Below are 15,685 nucleotides of genomic sequence, written 5' to 3'. Positions count from 1 at the left end.
GCCATTTCGGGCCGGCTTTTGAAATGAACTTGCTCGCATCTCTCATGACTGCACGGGAGGTGTCTAAGAGAGCGGGAGGGCTGTCAGGTCCGGGAGTCGGCCAGAAAGTCGGAGTAGAGTTCCTCCGAGGTTTTTGCCTTGCGCATCGCCATCAGGATGCCTGGCGACTGGAGTTGGCGGGCAATTGCTGCGAGCGCGTTCAGATACTCGCCGCGCTGCGCCTCGCCGAAGAGAAGGGCAAAGGCGATGTCGGTCGGCAGGTCGTCGACGGCTTCGAAGTCCACCGGCTTGGCAAACCGCAGCAACAGTCCGCGAGGATGGGTCATGCCCTCCACGACTGCATGCGGCACGGCGACGCCGTTGCCGATGCCCGTCGAGCCCAGGCTTTCGCGGCTTTCCAGGGCATGAAGGATCGCCTTCTCCTCGATCCCGAATGCACGCGCCGCCTTTTCCGCGATCGCTTGCAGCCCACGCCACTTCGTCGTTACGGAAACGCCGATGAACACGTGTTCCGGCTGAATGATCTTCGTGAAGTCCATAGAAATTCTCTGCTTGTCTGCTGGCCACGCGATGGCTCGCGCGACGCTCGCCGTTCATATGTTCAATTCGGGTAAATGGTCGAGGGGGTGCGGGGTCGGGAAATATAAAGGAGGCATAAATGCCGCAGCCATCCCCAGAATGTCGCTTTATGGGCAATTCATCATTTGATGAGCAAAAGCTATCCAAGTGCGATTGAATTTCGAACGCGTGGGGTCTTATAGTCCTTCCAAAGCCGCGCTGATTTGATCGGCGCGGGGAGGCAACGGGAAGGAAACAGAACAATGGCCAAAGTCCGTGCGCTGGTGCTCGAGCGCCAGCATGAACTCGCGCTCCGCGATATCGATTTGCCGATGGACACCGGTCCCGGCCAGGTGAAGATCAAGATCCACACGGTCGGCGTCTGCGGCTCGGATGTCCATTACTATACGCATGGCAAGATCGGCCCCTTCGTCGTCAACGAGCCGATGGTGCTCGGCCATGAAGCGGCGGGCACCGTGGTCGAGGTCGGCGCTGGTGTTACCCATCTGAAGGTCGGCGACCGCGTCTGCATGGAGCCTGGCATTCCCGATCCGAATTCCAAGGCGAGCCGGCTCGGCATGTACAACGTTGATCCCGCCGTCACCTTCTGGGCAACGCCGCCTGTTCATGGCGTGCTGACACCGGAGGTCGTCCATCCCGCCAACTATACCTACAAGCTTCCCGATAACGTGAGCTTCGCAGAAGGCGCCATGGTCGAGCCCTTTGCTGTCGGCATGCAGGCCGCGACGAAAGCGAAGATCGCGCCTGGCGATACCGCCGTCGTCCTCGGCGCCGGCCCGATCGGAACGATGGTGGCGATCGCGGCTCTCGCCGGCGGTTGCGCTCGTGCGATTGTCGCAGACCTCGCGCAGCCGAAGCTCGATATCGCTGCGCAGTATCAGGGCGTCATTCCGGTCAATATCCGTGAGAAGAACCTCGCCGAGGAAGTCGCGCGGCTGACCGACGGCTGGGGCGCCGATGTGATCTTCGAATGCTCCGGCTCGCCGAAGGCCTGGGAGACCGTCATGGAATTGCCGAGACCCGGCGGCGTCATCGTCGCCGTCGGCCTGCCCGTCAATCCTGTCGGTTTCGATGTCTCGACAGCCTCGACGAAGGAAATCCGTATCGAGACGGTGTTCCGTTATGCCCACCAATACGAACGCTCGATTGCGCTGCTCGGCTCCGGCCGTGTCGATCTTAAGCCGCTGATCTCGGAGACATTCGGCTTCGAGGACTCCATCAAGGCCTTCGATCGCGCCGTGGAGGCCCGTCCTGACGATGTGAAGCTGCAGATCGTCATGGAATAACGCGATGCCGATGCCAGGGGGGCGGCTCCGGGACGAGCCGCCGAACCGATCAGATGCTGCGGCAGAAGAAGATTTCCGTGTGCCGGATCGCCTCGGGAACAGGTCTGAATGGCTCGCAACGTCGAAAGGCGAAGGCTTCGTACAAGGTGACGGCCTGTGTCATGTAGATCGCCGTGTGCACCAGTGCCTTTCGGTGAGCGGCCCGGCTGATCACCTCCAGTGCCGCCGTCATCAAGGCATGGCCGATGCGCCGCCCGCGAAAGGCGGGATCCACATAGAATTTGTGAATCTCGCCCGCCTCCGTATCAAAGGCGGCGAGACCGATACAGCCGGCCGCCGTGCCGTTCCAGTTTGCAATGAGCATCGATGCATTCGCCGAGCCGAATTTTTCGGCAAGGCTATCGCCGGTCTGGCCGTGATAGAGGCCGATGATCAGGTCCGCCGGAACGCCAAAGGCTTTGCCCTGAGCCACATCCAGTTCGCCAAGCGCCCGACAGAATGAGGCGCAGGTCTCGAAATCTTCTTCAGTTCGCGCCGGTGCGATCGAGATCATCCTTCGTCCCTCAGTTGTTGTCGGCCCAAGATCTGAAGGCGTCAGTTCGACCGCGCCTCGTCGGCATCGGCCCACTCGCATTCGAATGCCAGGACCGGTTTCTCAAATCCTTTGAGACTTCGCCGCGATGCGTTGGCGAAGAGGTCGGCCGCCCCGTGTTCGCGAAAGATATTCTCCGATACGAGGATCTGATCGCTGTCGGCCTCCGCGCAGAGCCGAGCGGCCAGTTGCACGGTCGAGCCGAAGAGGTCACGGCTATCCTCGATCGGTTCGCCGCAATCAAGCCCGATCCTGACATGGATGGGTTCCGGTGTGCCGCTGTTGTAAGTCCTGAATTCACGCTGGATGCTCATCGCACAGCCGACAGCCGCGTGCGTGGAGATGAAGGCAGCCATGATGCCGTCACCGGTGTGCTTGACCTCTCGGCCTTCGCATTGCGCCAGGCAGCGACGAACGATGGCGTCATGCGCCCGCACCAGTTCGGCGGCCATCCGGTCGCCGAGCCGCGTGGTCATCTCGGTCGATCCGACAATGTCGGTAAACAGGATCGCCCGATGACCGGCATCCCGCTCGACGCCCGTCTCGCCTGCCTTTTGTTCCGGCTCGTTGATGCGCCCAAGAAATGCCTCGACCGCCGACAGCGCCACCTCGACCACTTCGCCGGCGATAAAGCCATGTGCTTCGCGATGCACGCATTGCGCCGTTTCCGCATCCGGCGCATCGATCAGGCAGAATGCCGTTCCGCGCCGCTGGTCGTACCAATAGGTCAGGAACCTCACCCCGTACCGATCTTCGACAGCCAGATCCCTGCGATGCGCATCGGCTATGTCTTCAGCGGATGTACCCGCAAGATCATGCCGGTCCATGAAGATAGCCACGTTCGTGCGTCCTTCGGAGAGCCCCTCAGCATTGGCCGTATCCTACGCCGATGCCATCGCGAGGTCCACAGCGCAGGGCGTCAGGTCAGACGGTCTGCGTAGCCGCTGCCGCGCATAGCCAAACACGGAAGGCCGACATCGCCGGCGTCTCCGACCGAGACTGCAGGCGGGTCAGCCAATAGCTGCCCATGGTGACCGTGATGCCGAAGGGCTGGCGGATTGCCTCGGCAAGCAAGTGCCGGGAAAACATCAGCGGCGGCGCCAGCGCAACGCCCGCGCCCTGTAGCGCGGCTTCCATCATGGCAAGCGAGGAATCGAAGACGATGTTCTTCAACGGCGGCAGGCTGGCCTCCAGCCCTGTAGATGCGAACCACTGCGACCACTCATCGGCGCGGTACGAACGCAGCAACGTCTGCTTCAAGAGGTCAGCCGGCGAGTTCAGTTGTGTCGCGATCTCGGGCACGCAGAGCGGCGACAGCGGCGCTTCCAGCAGCCGCAACGCCTCGATGCCGTGCCACGCGCCCGAGCCGAAACGGACCGCATAATCCAGACCCTCGGCGGCGATATCGACCCGGTTGTTGTTCGTCGAGAGCCGCAGGTCGATGAATGGGTGCTGAGCCTGAAAGGCCCGCAACCTCGGTAACAGCCAGCCGACCGCAAAAGTGCCGACGGCGCCGACGCGCAGCACCTCGCGATAGTGCCCGCCCTCGAATTGCTCCAATGTCCCGGCGATCCGGTCGAAGGCATCGCGGAGCGCCGGTAGCAGCGTCTCGCCTTCGCTGGTCAGCATCAATCCGCGCGGCAGCCGTTCGAAGAGCGTCACGTTCAGCCGCGTTTCCAGGCTCTTGACCTGGTGGCTGACAGCAGCCTGCGTGACGCAGAGCTCGATCGCCGCCTTGGTGAAGCTGAGGTGCCTAGCGGATGCTTCAAAAGCTCTGAGCGCGTTCAGCGGCAGATGGGGACGAACCATGCTAACCCCAAATTTTTCTAATGCCTCATGTTAGATATCGTCGTTTGAGGCGGCCGTACAGGCTTCGTATACAAATCACGCCTGAGCCAAGCTACTTCTCCGACAACGCGAGAGTGCCCGGTATCTCAGCGCATTTTGTATTGGACGTGCTGCCGCGGCGAGTGCCCGCGGCAATTCCATGAAACCCGAGGCACCGTATTTGCTATGAGAAATATTCCGCCATCGACATTTGCCGTTCTCACCGCCGCTTCAGTTTTGGTCGGCGCCGGTGCGCAGGCGGCCGACCGCCGGGCCGATCTTGCCCGCATCGTTGACGCCGTAGCCGTCCCCCTGATGGCGAAGAACAATATTCCCGGCATGGCAATTGCCGTCACGGTCGGCGGAAAGCGATATATCTACAATTACGGCGTGGCATCGAAGGCCGACGGACGGAAGGTGACCGACGCGACGCTGTTTGAAATCGGCTCGGTCAGCAAGACCTTCACCGCGACTCTTGCTGGCTATGCTCACGCGAGCGGCGATCTCTCGTTTGCCGAGAGCCCGGCCAAATATCTTCCTGAATTTGCCGGCAGCCGGCTTGCCGAAGCGACCATGCTCGACCTCGGCACCTACACGGCGGGTGGCTTGCCGCTGCAGTTCCCCGATGATGTCACCGATCACAAGGGGATGGTCAGCTATTACAAAAGTTGGAAACCCGCCTATGCGCCGGGAACCCACCGCGCATATTCCAATCCGAGCATCGGCCTGTTCGGCTATGCCGCCGCCAAGGCGATGGGGTGGCCGTTCGACGATCTGATGCAGCAGAAGCTGTTTCCGGCGCTCGGCCTCAGCCATACCTTCATCTCGGTTCCGAAGGCTGACAACGACAACTATGCCTACGGCTATTCAAAAGCCGGCAAGGCCATCCGTGTTTCGCCTGGCGTCCTGGATTCGGAGGCCTACGGTGTGAAGATGACGGCAAGCGACATGCTCCGCTTCGTCGAAGCCAACATGGACGGCTCCGATCTCGACACGACAATGCAATCGGCGATCGCTGCGACCCATACGGGCTATTACAAGGTCGGCGGCATGACACAGGGCCTCGGTTGGGAAATGTACCAGTACCCGACGACCCTCGACCAGCTTCTGGCGGGCAACTCGGCCGACATGACCTTGAAGGCGAACGAGATCGAGAAGCTGTCGCCGCCACGGCCGCCGGTGAACAATGCGCTTCTCAACAAGACCGGGTCGACCAACGGCTTCGGCGCCTATGTCGCCTTCGTGCCATCCAAGCGCATCGGTATCGCACTCTTCGCGAACAAGAACTATCCGAACGGCGAACGCGTCAAAGCCGCCTACCGGATATTGGCGACACTGGATGACGATCTGCCCACCCCGAACGCCGACTGAGCGCCTGATGAAAGGGGATTGGCTGGCCGTGTCCCTCAATGGCGTCAACCGGTTAGGCCAGCTTTCGTTCACGCAGTGCCGATCATAGCGATAATGAGCCCGTCCCGTCGCGGATACACCGCAAGGCGTTGCGGCGAGGCGGGACCGGCGCCGGATGTGGAGGAAGGACGTGAGCTTCCGCATCGGGGGTTTGCAGAAAATGGTCTCCCTCCGGGGACGGCGGCCCGCGCGAATGCGGCGTCGAGTTGAGCCCCGGACGTGCCTGTGTGGCACACATGGCCCCCAGGGAAGTGATACTTCCTCTGGCAAGGCGGCAGAGAGGCCGGAGTTGCGAACAAAAACCGCCGAACGGGGCGCTGGGAAGCGCCATATTGTTTTTACTCCAGCGAGGCAATTTCCAGCGCCCCGTCCGAGTGCCATGCAGGAGCAAACCCACGGGCCGAACCGGCCGTGTGAAGGCGAAGCCGTGCCTATATCAGGCGCATTCTATGAACTCCGCCCCGGTTGCGGGCAAGCCGGATGGAAGGCGAGGGACACCGCATCAGCACCGTCGAGATGCAGCGCGCAAAATCGAATGCCGGAGCGCATCGCTGCATGAATCGGGTGGCTAACGCAGCCGTCTCGGTTGACCATATCGTTCTCAAGACAGAGGAACGTAGCATGTCATCCCTCCTCCTGGCACTACATGTCGTCGCCGCCGGACGTGGTGAAGGGCTGCGTCCGGAACTCGTTGAAGCCCTCAAGCAAAAATTGCACACTGACTTTCCGTCCGATATTTGCCCGCCGGCCATCACATCTGCTGGCAATACGCTCCCCATCGGAGAGGCAGTTGGCGAGGCGAACGGCTTCAATAGGCGCGAGAAGAATTAAAAATGCCCCCGTGTGGCGGCTTCGGGCGCCTTCTGGCGGGTTACACTAAACCGCCGTCAGGTCTCCCAGCAGCGTCGGGATCAACTCTGACACGGTCGGATGAATCGGCACCGCCCATTTCAACATCGGATAGGGGGTCTTGGCATTCATGGCATCGATGAAGCCGTGGATCGCCTCGTCACCCTCGATCCCGAGGATCGCAGCACCGAGGATCTGTTGTGTATCGGCATCGGCGATCACCTTCATGAAACCCTTGGTTTCGCCGCGCTCGTTGGCGCGACCGACGCGGCTCATCGGGCGGGTGGAGACCATGATCTTGCGGCCGGTGGCGCGCGCTTCCTTTTCGCTCATGCCGACACGCCCGAGCGGCGGATCGATGTAGAGCGCATAGGCGAGGATGCGGTCGCTGAGCTTGCGATCCTCGCCGTCGAGCAGGTTGGCGGCGGCGATCTCGAAGTCGTTGTAGGAGGTATGGGTAAAGGCCCCATGGCCATTGCAATCGCCGAGTGCCCAAATGCCCTCGACATTGGTGGCCAGCTTGTCGTCAACGGTGATGTAACCGCGCTTGTCGCTGGCGACGCCGGCCTTGTCGAGCCCGAGGTCATCGGTGTTAGGCGTGCGTCCCGTGGCAACGAGCACGTGGCTTGCCTCGATTGGCGGCTGACCTTTACCGATGTGGACTTCGCTCCCGTTTGTCGTCTTCGAAAAACCGATGCCATCGGCATCCGTGTGGACGGCAATACCTTCCGCTCGCAGGATGTCGGCGATCGCATCGGAGATGTCGGCGTCCTCGCGCGACGCGAGCTTCGGGCCGCGCTCGATGACCGTCACCTCGGCGCCGAAGCGCCGATACATCTGCGCGAATTCGAGCCCGATATAGCTGCCGCCGATGACGGCAAGATGCCTCGGAAGCTCGTCGAGGTGAATGATCGAGGTGCTCGTCAGATAATCGATATCGCCGATCCCAGGCATGTCAGGAATGGTCGGCCGCGCGCCGACATTCAGGAAGATCTTCGGAGCGGTCAGCCTTTCGCCATTGACGCTCACCGTATGGGCATCCTCGAAGCGGGCGTGGCCGTAGATGACGGTCATGCCCTCCATGCCGGCAAACCAGCCGATCAGGCCGTTGCGGGCGTTGATCGTCACGGTCTCGGCGCGCTTGCGAACGACCGTCATGTCGATGCCGATGGCGCCCGGGATCAGCACCCCATAGTCGGCGGCGCGTCGCGCAACATGGGCGGCGCGAGCGCTTGCCACCAGCGTCTTCGTCGGCATGCAGCCGGCGTTGACGCAGGTGCCGCCGAGGAACTTGCGCTCGATCAACGCCACCTTCATGCCCTTCGCGACCATGCGGGCGGCAAGGAACGGACCGGACTGGCCGGCCCCGATGACGATGGCGTCGAAACTTGGCATCATACTGCTCCCACGATGATCAGCGCGCCGATGATCGCAACCGCATCCTCTATCAGCGCTGCCGGTGTATCCTTGCCGAAGGCGGCGGCGAGCTTGCCGCGGGCAGCCGCTCCGCCAAGTGTGCCAACCGCGGCGCCGACGACGCCGGCAATGAGCCCGCCGATCAGCGAGCCACCGGATGCGCCGATGGTGGCGCCCGTCAGCGCGCCCATGATCAGGCGAGCGGCAAACTGCATCGGGACCTTGCGGGACGGTGTCGAGGGCAACTGGTCGGTGATCAACTCGACGACGGCAAGCAGGCTGAACACCCAGGGAGTCCAGCGATATCCCATGAAGGCAAGTGGTGTCTGCGAAACGTCAAACCAACCGAGAGCGGCACCCCAGGCAACAATGGCCGGCGCCATCATGGCTCTGAGCCCTGCGATAATTCCAATCAGAAATGCAAGAAACAAAAGCATGTGCAATCCCCCATGCCGCGTGCAATTCAATCGCGGTCACGGGAGGCTTGCATATTGTCGTGCAGGTTTCAATTTGCGCTATGGTCTACTTGACGCAATTGCCGAAGACGAGGACCGAGCGCCGAAGATAAGACCGGCAATCGTCAGCATGCGGTTACTTCCGCTGCAACAGTTCCGTCCGCTTACGCTCGTCCATGCGCTCCACGAGCAGCGAGTAGGCGACATAGTACTTGTAGATATTGCTGACGTATTGAACGGTCTCGCGTCCGACGATGGCTGCCGCGCCATTTTCGACATTGCCAAACCAGACGTCGGGATCGAGCCCCATCGTCTTTGCCTTTTCGCGGAATTTGCGAAGATTTCCCGGCCCGGCATTGTAGGCAGCGAAAGCAAAGAGCTGCCGGTCCTTGGGTTGGAGATTCTCATCGTCGATATATGTTTTGATCAGGTGGCGCAGGTATTTCGCGCCGGCCTCCACGTTCCGATCCGGATCCTTGTCGATGCCGCTGATGCCGATGTCCTTGTCCTTGGCGGTCGACGGCAGCATCTGCATGATGCCGACGGCACCCCGCGGCGAGCGTCGCGACTGGTCGAGCTGCGATTCTTGATATCCCTGTGCGATCAGCATCAGATAATCAAAGGAATATGTCCCGCCATACTTCCGAAAAATCTGGATCAGCGCCTCGAACCGCTGCACATCAGACGGCGAATAGGCGCGCTTGACGATCTTGTCCTGCTTGAAGAACGTCGTGCGCAAGATGTTGCCGAATGTCGTGCCGACCTTGTGCGTTGCCACGAAGGCATTGAGTTCGGCTTTCAGCTGCGGGCTGTTTTTGCGGATCGCCCACGCGATCCTGCCTTCCGAGGACACCACGACGTCGTCGCGCACTTTCAAGTCATGAAAGACATGCGCCCAGATCTCTGCCTTGTAGGAGTCGACGACAGTGAACGGAAGAAGGCCCGCATTGACCATCTCCATCAGGTCCTCGTCCTCAAGGCTCTCATCCATCGGGTCGATAACGATCTCCTTCTTTCCGCTGGAGACGAGTTCCCGGTTTCTAGTGAGAAGATGCTCGTAATAGCTGCTCGACTTGCGCACCGCGACGTGTTGGCCTGAGAGCGCATCAAGGTTGGCCACGCTTGGACTGGCTGGCGATGCGACCAAGACTTCCTTCGCGTCGGCATAAAGCGGATCGGTGAAATCAACGGCCTTCGCCCTCTCGTCCGTGATGGTGAGATTGGCCATGACAATGTCGCCAAGTCCCTCGTTCAGCGCGGTGAGCAACTGGTCTCGCGGCGTCGGCACGAAAATGGCGTTGACATGATCGATCTGCTTTTTGCGGTCCTTGTTGAGGACCTTTTCGAGCTCTCTGCCGAACTCGACTGCGGTGCCAAACTGGCGTCCCTTGTCGACGAAATAAATCGTTTTGCTGAAGGGCACGATAACCCGAACGATGCGGCGCTGCTTCATCGCGTCGAGGTCGATGACATGTCTCTCAATAAGGGCGGGCTTCCCCGCAGGAGCTGCCGAATTCGCGAAGGCGCCTGACGGCAGGAGACAAGACGAGGACAAGGCAACTGCCAGAACCAAACACTTTGGAAGCGATTTCATCGTGCATCCTCCGCAAAGCGCCGTTTCGCGCTTGGCCACTCTGTCCATGAACTATGCGGCTGAAGCTCCTCGCTGGGGAAGTACGTTACAGTTAACCCCCGCGACACATTAGGTAACAAACGTCATATCGCTCCGTTTGATCGATCCAGCAGCCACGTGCTGCCGGCGTTATCCTCTGCCACGCCGCTCTCCGATCCAGTCCGAAGAAGCACCAGCCTGCCTCCGTCAGCTTCAACCTCGCGACGCGGGGAAGGTTATTGCTGCTAATGGGCTGGAAAAGATGACGACGCAAGAAGGGGGCGCCGACCAAGAAAAAACCCCGCATTGTGGCGGGGTCGAAAAGGAAGACGATTGCTTGAACATCACACCTTGAACGCGGGAAACGCATTTTGGTTCCGAGTGTTCTCGAATGCGGCCGCCTGTCGCCGGTCCCATTGGACGAGCGCCTCGCCTTGGCTCAGTTGGCGAAGGCGGCAATGCCGGTGACGGCGCGGCCGAGGATCAGCGCGTGAACGTCATGCGTCCCCTCATAGGTGTTGACCACCTCGAGGTTGACGAGATGACGGGCAATGCCGAATTCGTCGGAGATACCGTTGCCGCCGAGCATGTCGCGGGCAAGCCTGGCGATATCCAGCGCCTTGCCGCAGGAGTTGCGCTTGACGATCGAGGTCAATTCCACCGGCGGATGCCCGTCTTCCTTCATGCGGCCGAGCCGGAGGCAGCCCTGCAGGCCGAGCGAGATTTCGGTGATCATGTCGGCAAGCTTCTTCTGGACCAGCTGATTGGCGGCCAGAGGCCGGCCGAACTGCTTGCGGTCGAGCACATATTGCCGGGCCTTGGCATAGCAGTCCTCCGCAGCGCCGAGAGCGCCCCAGGCAATGCCGAAGCGGGCCGAGTTCAGGCAGGTGAACGGTCCCTTGAGGCCGGTGACATTGGGCAACAGGTTCTCTTCCGGCACAAAAACCTCGTCCATCACCACCTCGCCGGTGATCGAAGCACGCAGACCGACCTTGCCGTGAATTGCCGGCGCAGACAGACCCTTCCAGCCCTTTTCCAGGATGAAGCCGCGGATGACGCCATCCTCGGTCTTGGCCCAGACGACGAAGACGTCGGCGATGGGCGCATTGGAGATCCAGGTCTTGGCACCGGAGAGGCTGTAGCCGCCATCGACCTTCCTTGCGCGCGTCACCATCGAGCCCGGGTCGGAGCCATGGTTCGGTTCGGTCAGGCCGAAGCAGCCGATCCACTCGCCGGTCGCAAGTTTCGGCAGGTACTTCTGCTTCTGCGCCTCCGATCCAAAGGCATCGATCGGCACCATGACGAGAGAGGACTGCACGCTCATCATCGAGCGGTAGCCGCTGTCGACGCGCTCGACCTCGCGGGCGATCAGCCCGTAGGCAACGTAGCCGAGGCCGGCGCCGCCATATTCCGGGGCGATCGTCGGTCCAAGCAGTCCGAGCTCGCCCATTTCGCGGAAGATCTCAGGGTCGGTCTTTTCATGACGGAAGGCTTCGAGCACGCGGGGCACCAGCTTGTCCTGAGCATAGGCGTGGGCTGTCTCCTGCACCATGCGCTCTTCGTCGGTCAACTGCTCCACAAGCCGGAAAGGATCGGCCCAATCGAAGATCTCGCGGGTATGCTGCATGGTCGTTCCTCCTCCTTCACCTTCCGGTGCGAACATCCTTCGGGCATAGACCTGCGGGTTGGAAGGGTCAACTTGTCAGGAGATTTCGACGTCGATCTTGCGCTTGACCCAGGGCGGCACGAACCTGACATCCTCGCCGGTGACCGCCTCGCGCAGAAAATCGATGACGGCTCGAACCCGTGGCGACTGGCGCAGATCGCGATGGCAGGTGATCCAGTAGTGCCGCCTGAGATCGACCTCTTCGGGGAGTACCCGTTCCAGTTCCGGGTAGCGGCTGGCAAAGAAGTAGGGAAGTACGCACAGCCCAAGGCCGTTGCGGGTCGCCGTCAGCTGCGCGAAGATACTCGAACTTTGAAACTGCGGCTTGATGCGCGGATGCACGTCGCCGAGATAGTCGAGACCGGGCGCGAAGATCATTTCCTCGATGTAGCTGATGAAGGGATGCTCCAGGAGGTCGTCGCGGCAGGTGATCGGCGCGCTTCGCCGCAGATAGTCCCGCGAGCCGTAGACCTGGAGATGATAGTCGGTGAGCTTGTCGGAAAAATAAGGTCCACCCTTCGGCTCGTCGAGGGCGACCGTGATATCGGCCTCCTTGCGCGACAGCGACATGATCTGCTGGATCGTCACCAGTTCGAGCGACAGATTGGGATGGTGGGCGACGAACTGCGACAACACGTGTGCGAAGAAAAAGTTCGAGAAGCCCTCCGGTGCGCTGAGGCGAACGATGCCACGTTGCGTTGCGCCGTCGGTAAGATCAGCGCGCAACCGCTCGGTCTCCTGCTCCATCCTCTCGGCGGTCTCGACAAAGCGTGCGCCCATCGCCGTCATTACATAGCCGCGCGGGTTGCGCTCGAAGAGCTTGACCTTGAGCGCGAACTCCAGCCGGTCGATGCGGCGCGAGACGGTGGCATGGCTGGTGCGCAATTGCCGCGCGGCGGTCGACAGCTGCCCGGTGCGGGCAACCGCCAGGAAGAACTGCAGGTCGTCCCAGGTGAATTGCGGCGGATTGTTCAATTGAGCCCCCCAATCGGCCCTGGCGTCATCCGGCCGTTCGATATTGGTCTTTCGTCTAATGCGGCGCGGACTGCGCCTCGCCGTGCTCCGCCCTAGCTTTCAACGAAAGTGCCCTAACGATCTGCATTCATTGGGTCGGAGGCCGTGCTCGAACGACAGTTCTGTTCAAAAACGAACAGATACTGTTTGGAATTAGTTGTAAAGCGGCCTTGCCTGAATGGACCAATTCCATGATCGTGAGGCACGCGCCGGCAGCTTTGAGGAGGGCGGCTGGCCAAATTTGAACAGACCCGCATTCTGGCCAATCTCTGGGAGGAGAGACTTATGCGAAAGAATCTCATTGCGTCGCTGGCATTTCTGCTTGCAAGCAGCACCGCTGTGCTCGCCGATGGTGCATCCGACGGCAAGGTAAAGATCGGTATCCTGAACGATCAATCCGGTGTCTACGCCGACTTTGGCGGCAAGTCCTCGGTCGAGGCAGCCAAGATGGCGGTTGAGGATTTCGGCGGCAAGGTGCTTGGCGTTCCTGTCGAGATCGTTGACGCCGACCACCAGAACAAGCCCGATATCGCCTCCAACATCGCCCGCCAGTGGTATGACACCGAGCAGGTCGACGCGATCATGGAACTGACGACCTCGTCGGTGGCGCTCGCCGTTCAGGCCGTGGCGAAGGAAAAGAAGAAGATCGACATCGTCACCGGCGCGGCCACGACCGACCTGACAGGCAAGGCATGCTCGCCCTACGGCTTCCACTGGGCCTATGACACCCACGCCCTTGCCGTCGGCACAGGCGGCGCGCTCGTCAAGCAGGGTGGCGACAGCTGGTTCTTCCTGACGGCCGATTATGCGTTCGGCTACTCCCTGGAGCAGCAGACGAGCGACTTCGTGAAGGCCAACGGCGGCAAGGTGGTCGGATCGGTTCGCCATCCGCTCTCGACGCAGGACTTCTCCTCGTTTCTGCTGCAGGCGCAATCATCTGGCGCCAAGGTGATCGGCCTCGCCAATGCCGGCCTCGATACCGCCAACGCGATCAAGCAGGCAGCCGAATTCGGCATCACCCAGGGCGGCCAGCATCTGGCGGCATTGCTGTTCACACTGGCCGAGGTGCATGGCCTTGGCCTTGAAGCAGCGCAGGGCCTGACGCTGACCGAGGGCTACTACTGGAACCTTGACGACAAGAGCCGCGAATTCGGCAAGAAGTTCTTCGCCCGCACCGGCAAGATGCCGAACATGATCCATGCGGGTACGTATTCGGCGGTCCTCCAGTATCTCAAGGCCGTCGACAAGGCCGGTACGGACGATACCGAAGCCGTCGCCAAGCAGTTGCACGAACTGCCGGTCGACGATGTCTTCGGCCGCGGCGGCACCGTTGGCCCGAACGGTCGCATGATCCACGACATGTACCTGCTGCAGGTCAAGAAGCCTGCTGACAGCAAGGAGCCGTGGGACTATTTCAATGTCCTCGCGACCATTCCAGGCAAGGAAGCCTATATCGATCCCGCCAAGAGCGGCTGCACTCTGGCGAACTGACCGATGGCGGTCTCCGCAACCCAATCGAGCGCGACACCGCGGGTGGTTCTCTCCGCTCGCGGTCTGCGCCGCGACTTCGGTGGCTTCACCGCCGTCAAGAATGTCGATCTCGATGTGCACGATGCAAGCGTGCATGCCCTGATCGGCCCCAACGGCGCCGGCAAGACCACGGTCTTCAACCTGCTGACGAAGTTCCTGCAGCCAACCGCTGGTTCGATCACCTTGATGGGCACGGACATTACCAAGACGGCACCCGACAAGGTGGCGCGTATGGGGCTGGTGCGATCGTTCCAGATTTCTGCCGTCTTTCCGCACCTGAGCGTGCTCGACAACATCCGCGTCGCGCTACAGCGGCCCAACAATCTGTCGACGCAGTTCTGGCGTCCGTTGTCAGCACTCGACGCCCTGAACGACCGCGCAGAACAGTTGCTGGCGAAGGTCGGTCTCTCCAAGGAGCGCGACGCGATTGCGGCGGATCTTTCCTACGGCCGAAAGCGTGTGCTCGAGATCGCAACGACGCTGGCCCTCGATCCCGCGTGCTGCTGCTCGACGAGCCGATGGCCGGCATGGGCCACGAGGATGTCGGCGTCGTCTCGTCCTTGATCCGCGAAGTGGCGCGAGACCGAGCCGTTCTCATGGTCGAGCACAACCTGTCTGTCGTCGCCAACATCTGCCAGCATGTGACCGTGCTGCAGCGCGGAGAGATCCTGGCGGAGGGCGACTATGCGACGGTCAGTGCCGATACGCGGGTGCGCCAGGCCTACATGGGCTCGGAGGAGGGGTGATGGCGACACTTCTTGACGTCCAGGGGCTGAACGCCTGGTACGGCGAAAGCCACATCCTGCACGGTGTCGACATGCGGATCGGCGAAGGCGAGACGATCACCATCCTTGGCCGCAACGGCGTCGGAAAGACGACGACGCTGCGCACGATCACCGGCATAGTCCGCTCCAGAAAGGGCAAGCTGACCTTCGCCGGCGAAGACATGATGCAGGTGCCGCTGCACAAGACCGCGCATCGCGGTATCGGTTTCGTTCCGGAGGAGAGGGGCATATTCTCGACGCTGACGGTGTCCGAAAATCTGTTGCTGCCGCCGGTGGTCGCTTCGGGAGGCATGACGGTTGACGAGATCTACGAGCTGTTCCCGAACCTCTATGAGCGCCGCACCAGCCCGGGCACAAAGCTCTCGGGTGGCGAGCAGCAGATGCTGGCGATCGCCCGCATCCTGCGCACCGGCGTTCGCATGCTATTGCTCGATGAGCCGACCGAGGGCCTGGCGCCTGTCATCGTCCAGCGCATCGGCGAGGTGCTGAAGCAATTGAAGCAGCGCGGCATGACGATCCTGCTCGTCGAGCAGAATTTCCGCTTCGCTAGCAAGATCGCAGACCGCTTCTATCTTATGGACCACGGGCAGATGGTGTCGGAATTCCCCGTGGGCGAATTGCCGGAGCGGATGGATACGCTGCACAAGGTGTTGGGAGTATGATC

14 protein-coding genes and 1 pseudogene are annotated in these 15,685 nt (G+C 61.2%); 6 read left to right on the top strand and 9 right to left on the bottom strand.

The genetic code is table 11. The features are described 5' to 3' along the window. Positions 1-83 precede the first annotated feature (83 nt). A complete protein-coding gene (locus FZ934_RS25230) occupies positions 84-539 on the bottom strand; it encodes a PTS sugar transporter subunit IIA (protein ID WP_153273539.1) in 456 nt (151 codons plus the stop codon). Positions 540-821: 282 nt separating this feature from the next. Between FZ934_RS25230 and FZ934_RS25225 the strand changes: the two genes are divergently transcribed. After that, a complete protein-coding gene (locus FZ934_RS25225) occupies positions 822-1,865 on the top strand; it encodes an NAD(P)-dependent alcohol dehydrogenase (RefSeq protein ID WP_153273538.1) in 1,044 nt (347 codons plus the stop codon). A gap of 49 nt (positions 1,866-1,914) precedes the next feature. Here FZ934_RS25225 and FZ934_RS25220 read toward each other — a convergent pair whose 3' ends face one another. The 3 genes from FZ934_RS25220 to FZ934_RS25210 all read right to left on the bottom strand — a co-directional run bounded on the left by FZ934_RS25220 (position 1,915) and on the right by FZ934_RS25210 (position 4,266). Continuing rightward, positions 1,915-2,418: a GNAT family N-acetyltransferase gene (locus FZ934_RS25220; RefSeq protein ID WP_153273537.1), complete on the bottom strand. Its 504-nt coding sequence runs from the start codon at positions 2,416-2,418 to the stop codon at positions 1,915-1,917. Between the two features lie 41 nt (positions 2,419-2,459). Further along, on the bottom strand, positions 2,460-3,296 hold the full coding sequence (locus tag FZ934_RS25215) for a nickel-binding protein (RefSeq protein WP_153273536.1): 837 nt from the start codon (positions 3,294-3,296) through the stop codon (positions 2,460-2,462). An 85-nt stretch (positions 3,297-3,381) separates the two neighbouring features. Then, positions 3,382-4,266, bottom strand: a complete 885-nt coding sequence (locus tag FZ934_RS25210; RefSeq protein WP_153273535.1) for a LysR family transcriptional regulator — start codon at positions 4,264-4,266, stop codon at positions 3,382-3,384. A 204-nt stretch (positions 4,267-4,470) separates the two neighbouring features. Between FZ934_RS25210 and ampC the strand changes: the two genes are divergently transcribed. After that, on the top strand, positions 4,471-5,655 hold the full coding sequence (gene ampC / locus FZ934_RS25205; RefSeq protein ID WP_153273534.1) for a class C beta-lactamase: 1,185 nt from the start codon (positions 4,471-4,473) through the stop codon (positions 5,653-5,655). Positions 5,656-6,174: 519 nt separating this feature from the next. After that, positions 6,175-6,525, top strand: a complete 351-nt coding sequence (locus FZ934_RS25200; RefSeq protein ID WP_153273533.1) for a hypothetical protein — start codon at positions 6,175-6,177, stop codon at positions 6,523-6,525. Positions 6,526-6,570: 45 nt separating this feature from the next. Here FZ934_RS25200 and FZ934_RS25195 read toward each other — a convergent pair whose 3' ends face one another. The 5 genes from FZ934_RS25195 to FZ934_RS25175 form a co-directional block, all read right to left on the bottom strand. Beyond that, positions 6,571-7,938: an FAD-containing oxidoreductase gene (locus tag FZ934_RS25195; protein ID WP_153273532.1), complete on the bottom strand. Its 1,368-nt coding sequence runs from the start codon at positions 7,936-7,938 to the stop codon at positions 6,571-6,573. After that, a complete protein-coding gene (locus FZ934_RS25190; RefSeq protein WP_153273531.1) occupies positions 7,938-8,396 on the bottom strand; it encodes a DUF4126 domain-containing protein in 459 nt (152 codons plus the stop codon). Before FZ934_RS25190 ends, FZ934_RS25195 begins: the two co-directional genes overlap by 1 nt. 154 nt (positions 8,397-8,550) lie before the next feature. Continuing rightward, positions 8,551-10,008: a transglycosylase SLT domain-containing protein gene (locus tag FZ934_RS25185; RefSeq protein WP_153273530.1), complete on the bottom strand. Its 1,458-nt coding sequence runs from the start codon at positions 10,006-10,008 to the stop codon at positions 8,551-8,553. A 457-nt stretch (positions 10,009-10,465) separates the two neighbouring features. Beyond that, positions 10,466-11,653 (bottom strand): acyl-CoA dehydrogenase, encoded by a 1,188-nt coding sequence (locus FZ934_RS25180; RefSeq protein ID WP_153273529.1) that lies wholly within the window; start codon positions 11,651-11,653, stop codon positions 10,466-10,468. Positions 11,654-11,728: 75 nt separating this feature from the next. Then, complete coding sequence (locus FZ934_RS25175) at positions 11,729-12,667, bottom strand: LysR family transcriptional regulator (protein WP_153273528.1); 939 nt, start codon at positions 12,665-12,667, stop codon at positions 11,729-11,731. Positions 12,668-12,991: 324 nt separating this feature from the next. On the opposite strand from FZ934_RS25175, the gene FZ934_RS25170 reads away from it, so the two are divergent. The 3 genes and pseudogenes from FZ934_RS25170 (at position 12,992) to FZ934_RS25160 (ending at position 15,683) form a co-directional block, all read left to right on the top strand. Beyond that, complete coding sequence (locus FZ934_RS25170) at positions 12,992-14,197, top strand: ABC transporter substrate-binding protein (protein WP_056821746.1); 1,206 nt, start codon at positions 12,992-12,994, stop codon at positions 14,195-14,197. A 3-nt stretch (positions 14,198-14,200) separates the two neighbouring features. Next, positions 14,201-14,982 (top strand): annotated as a pseudogene (locus tag FZ934_RS25165) (ABC transporter ATP-binding protein). Further along, entirely contained in the window at positions 14,982-15,683 is a 702-nt protein-coding gene (locus tag FZ934_RS25160) for an ABC transporter ATP-binding protein (RefSeq protein WP_153273527.1), read from the top strand. The pseudogene FZ934_RS25165 and the gene FZ934_RS25160 overlap by 1 nt, the downstream one beginning before the upstream one ends. Positions 15,684-15,685: the final 2 nt, after the last annotated feature.

Source organism: Rhizobium grahamii, from assembly GCF_009498215.1.
Taxonomy (GTDB): domain Bacteria; phylum Pseudomonadota; class Alphaproteobacteria; order Rhizobiales; family Rhizobiaceae; genus Rhizobium; species Rhizobium grahamii_A.
Note: the sequence above shows the minus strand (reverse complement) of the source record. Positions and strands in the feature narration are given on the sequence as shown.

Coding starts and splice junctions, on each gene's coding strand:
- FZ934_RS25195 (WP_153273532.1), bottom strand. CDS start 7,938: ATGCCAAGTTTCGACGCCATCGTCATCGGGGCCGGCCAGTCCGGTCCG.
- FZ934_RS25220 (WP_153273537.1), bottom strand. CDS start 2,418: ATGATCTCGATCGCACCGGCGCGAACTGAAGAAGATTTCGAGACCTGC.
- FZ934_RS25225 (WP_153273538.1), top strand. CDS start 822: ATGGCCAAAGTCCGTGCGCTGGTGCTCGAGCGCCAGCATGAACTCGCG.
- FZ934_RS25190 (WP_153273531.1), bottom strand. CDS start 8,396: ATGCTTTTGTTTCTTGCATTTCTGATTGGAATTATCGCAGGGCTCAGA.
- FZ934_RS25180 (WP_153273529.1), bottom strand. CDS start 11,653: ATGCAGCATACCCGCGAGATCTTCGATTGGGCCGATCCTTTCCGGCTT.
- FZ934_RS25200 (WP_153273533.1), top strand. CDS start 6,175: ATGGAAGGCGAGGGACACCGCATCAGCACCGTCGAGATGCAGCGCGCA.
- FZ934_RS25210 (WP_153273535.1), bottom strand. CDS start 4,266: ATGGTTCGTCCCCATCTGCCGCTGAACGCGCTCAGAGCTTTTGAAGCA.
- FZ934_RS25230 (WP_153273539.1), bottom strand. CDS start 539: ATGGACTTCACGAAGATCATTCAGCCGGAACACGTGTTCATCGGCGTT.
- FZ934_RS25160 (WP_153273527.1), top strand. CDS start 14,982: ATGGCGACACTTCTTGACGTCCAGGGGCTGAACGCCTGGTACGGCGAA.
- FZ934_RS25170 (WP_056821746.1), top strand. CDS start 12,992: ATGCGAAAGAATCTCATTGCGTCGCTGGCATTTCTGCTTGCAAGCAGC.
- ampC (WP_153273534.1), top strand. CDS start 4,471: ATGAGAAATATTCCGCCATCGACATTTGCCGTTCTCACCGCCGCTTCA.
- FZ934_RS25185 (WP_153273530.1), bottom strand. CDS start 10,008: ATGAAATCGCTTCCAAAGTGTTTGGTTCTGGCAGTTGCCTTGTCCTCG.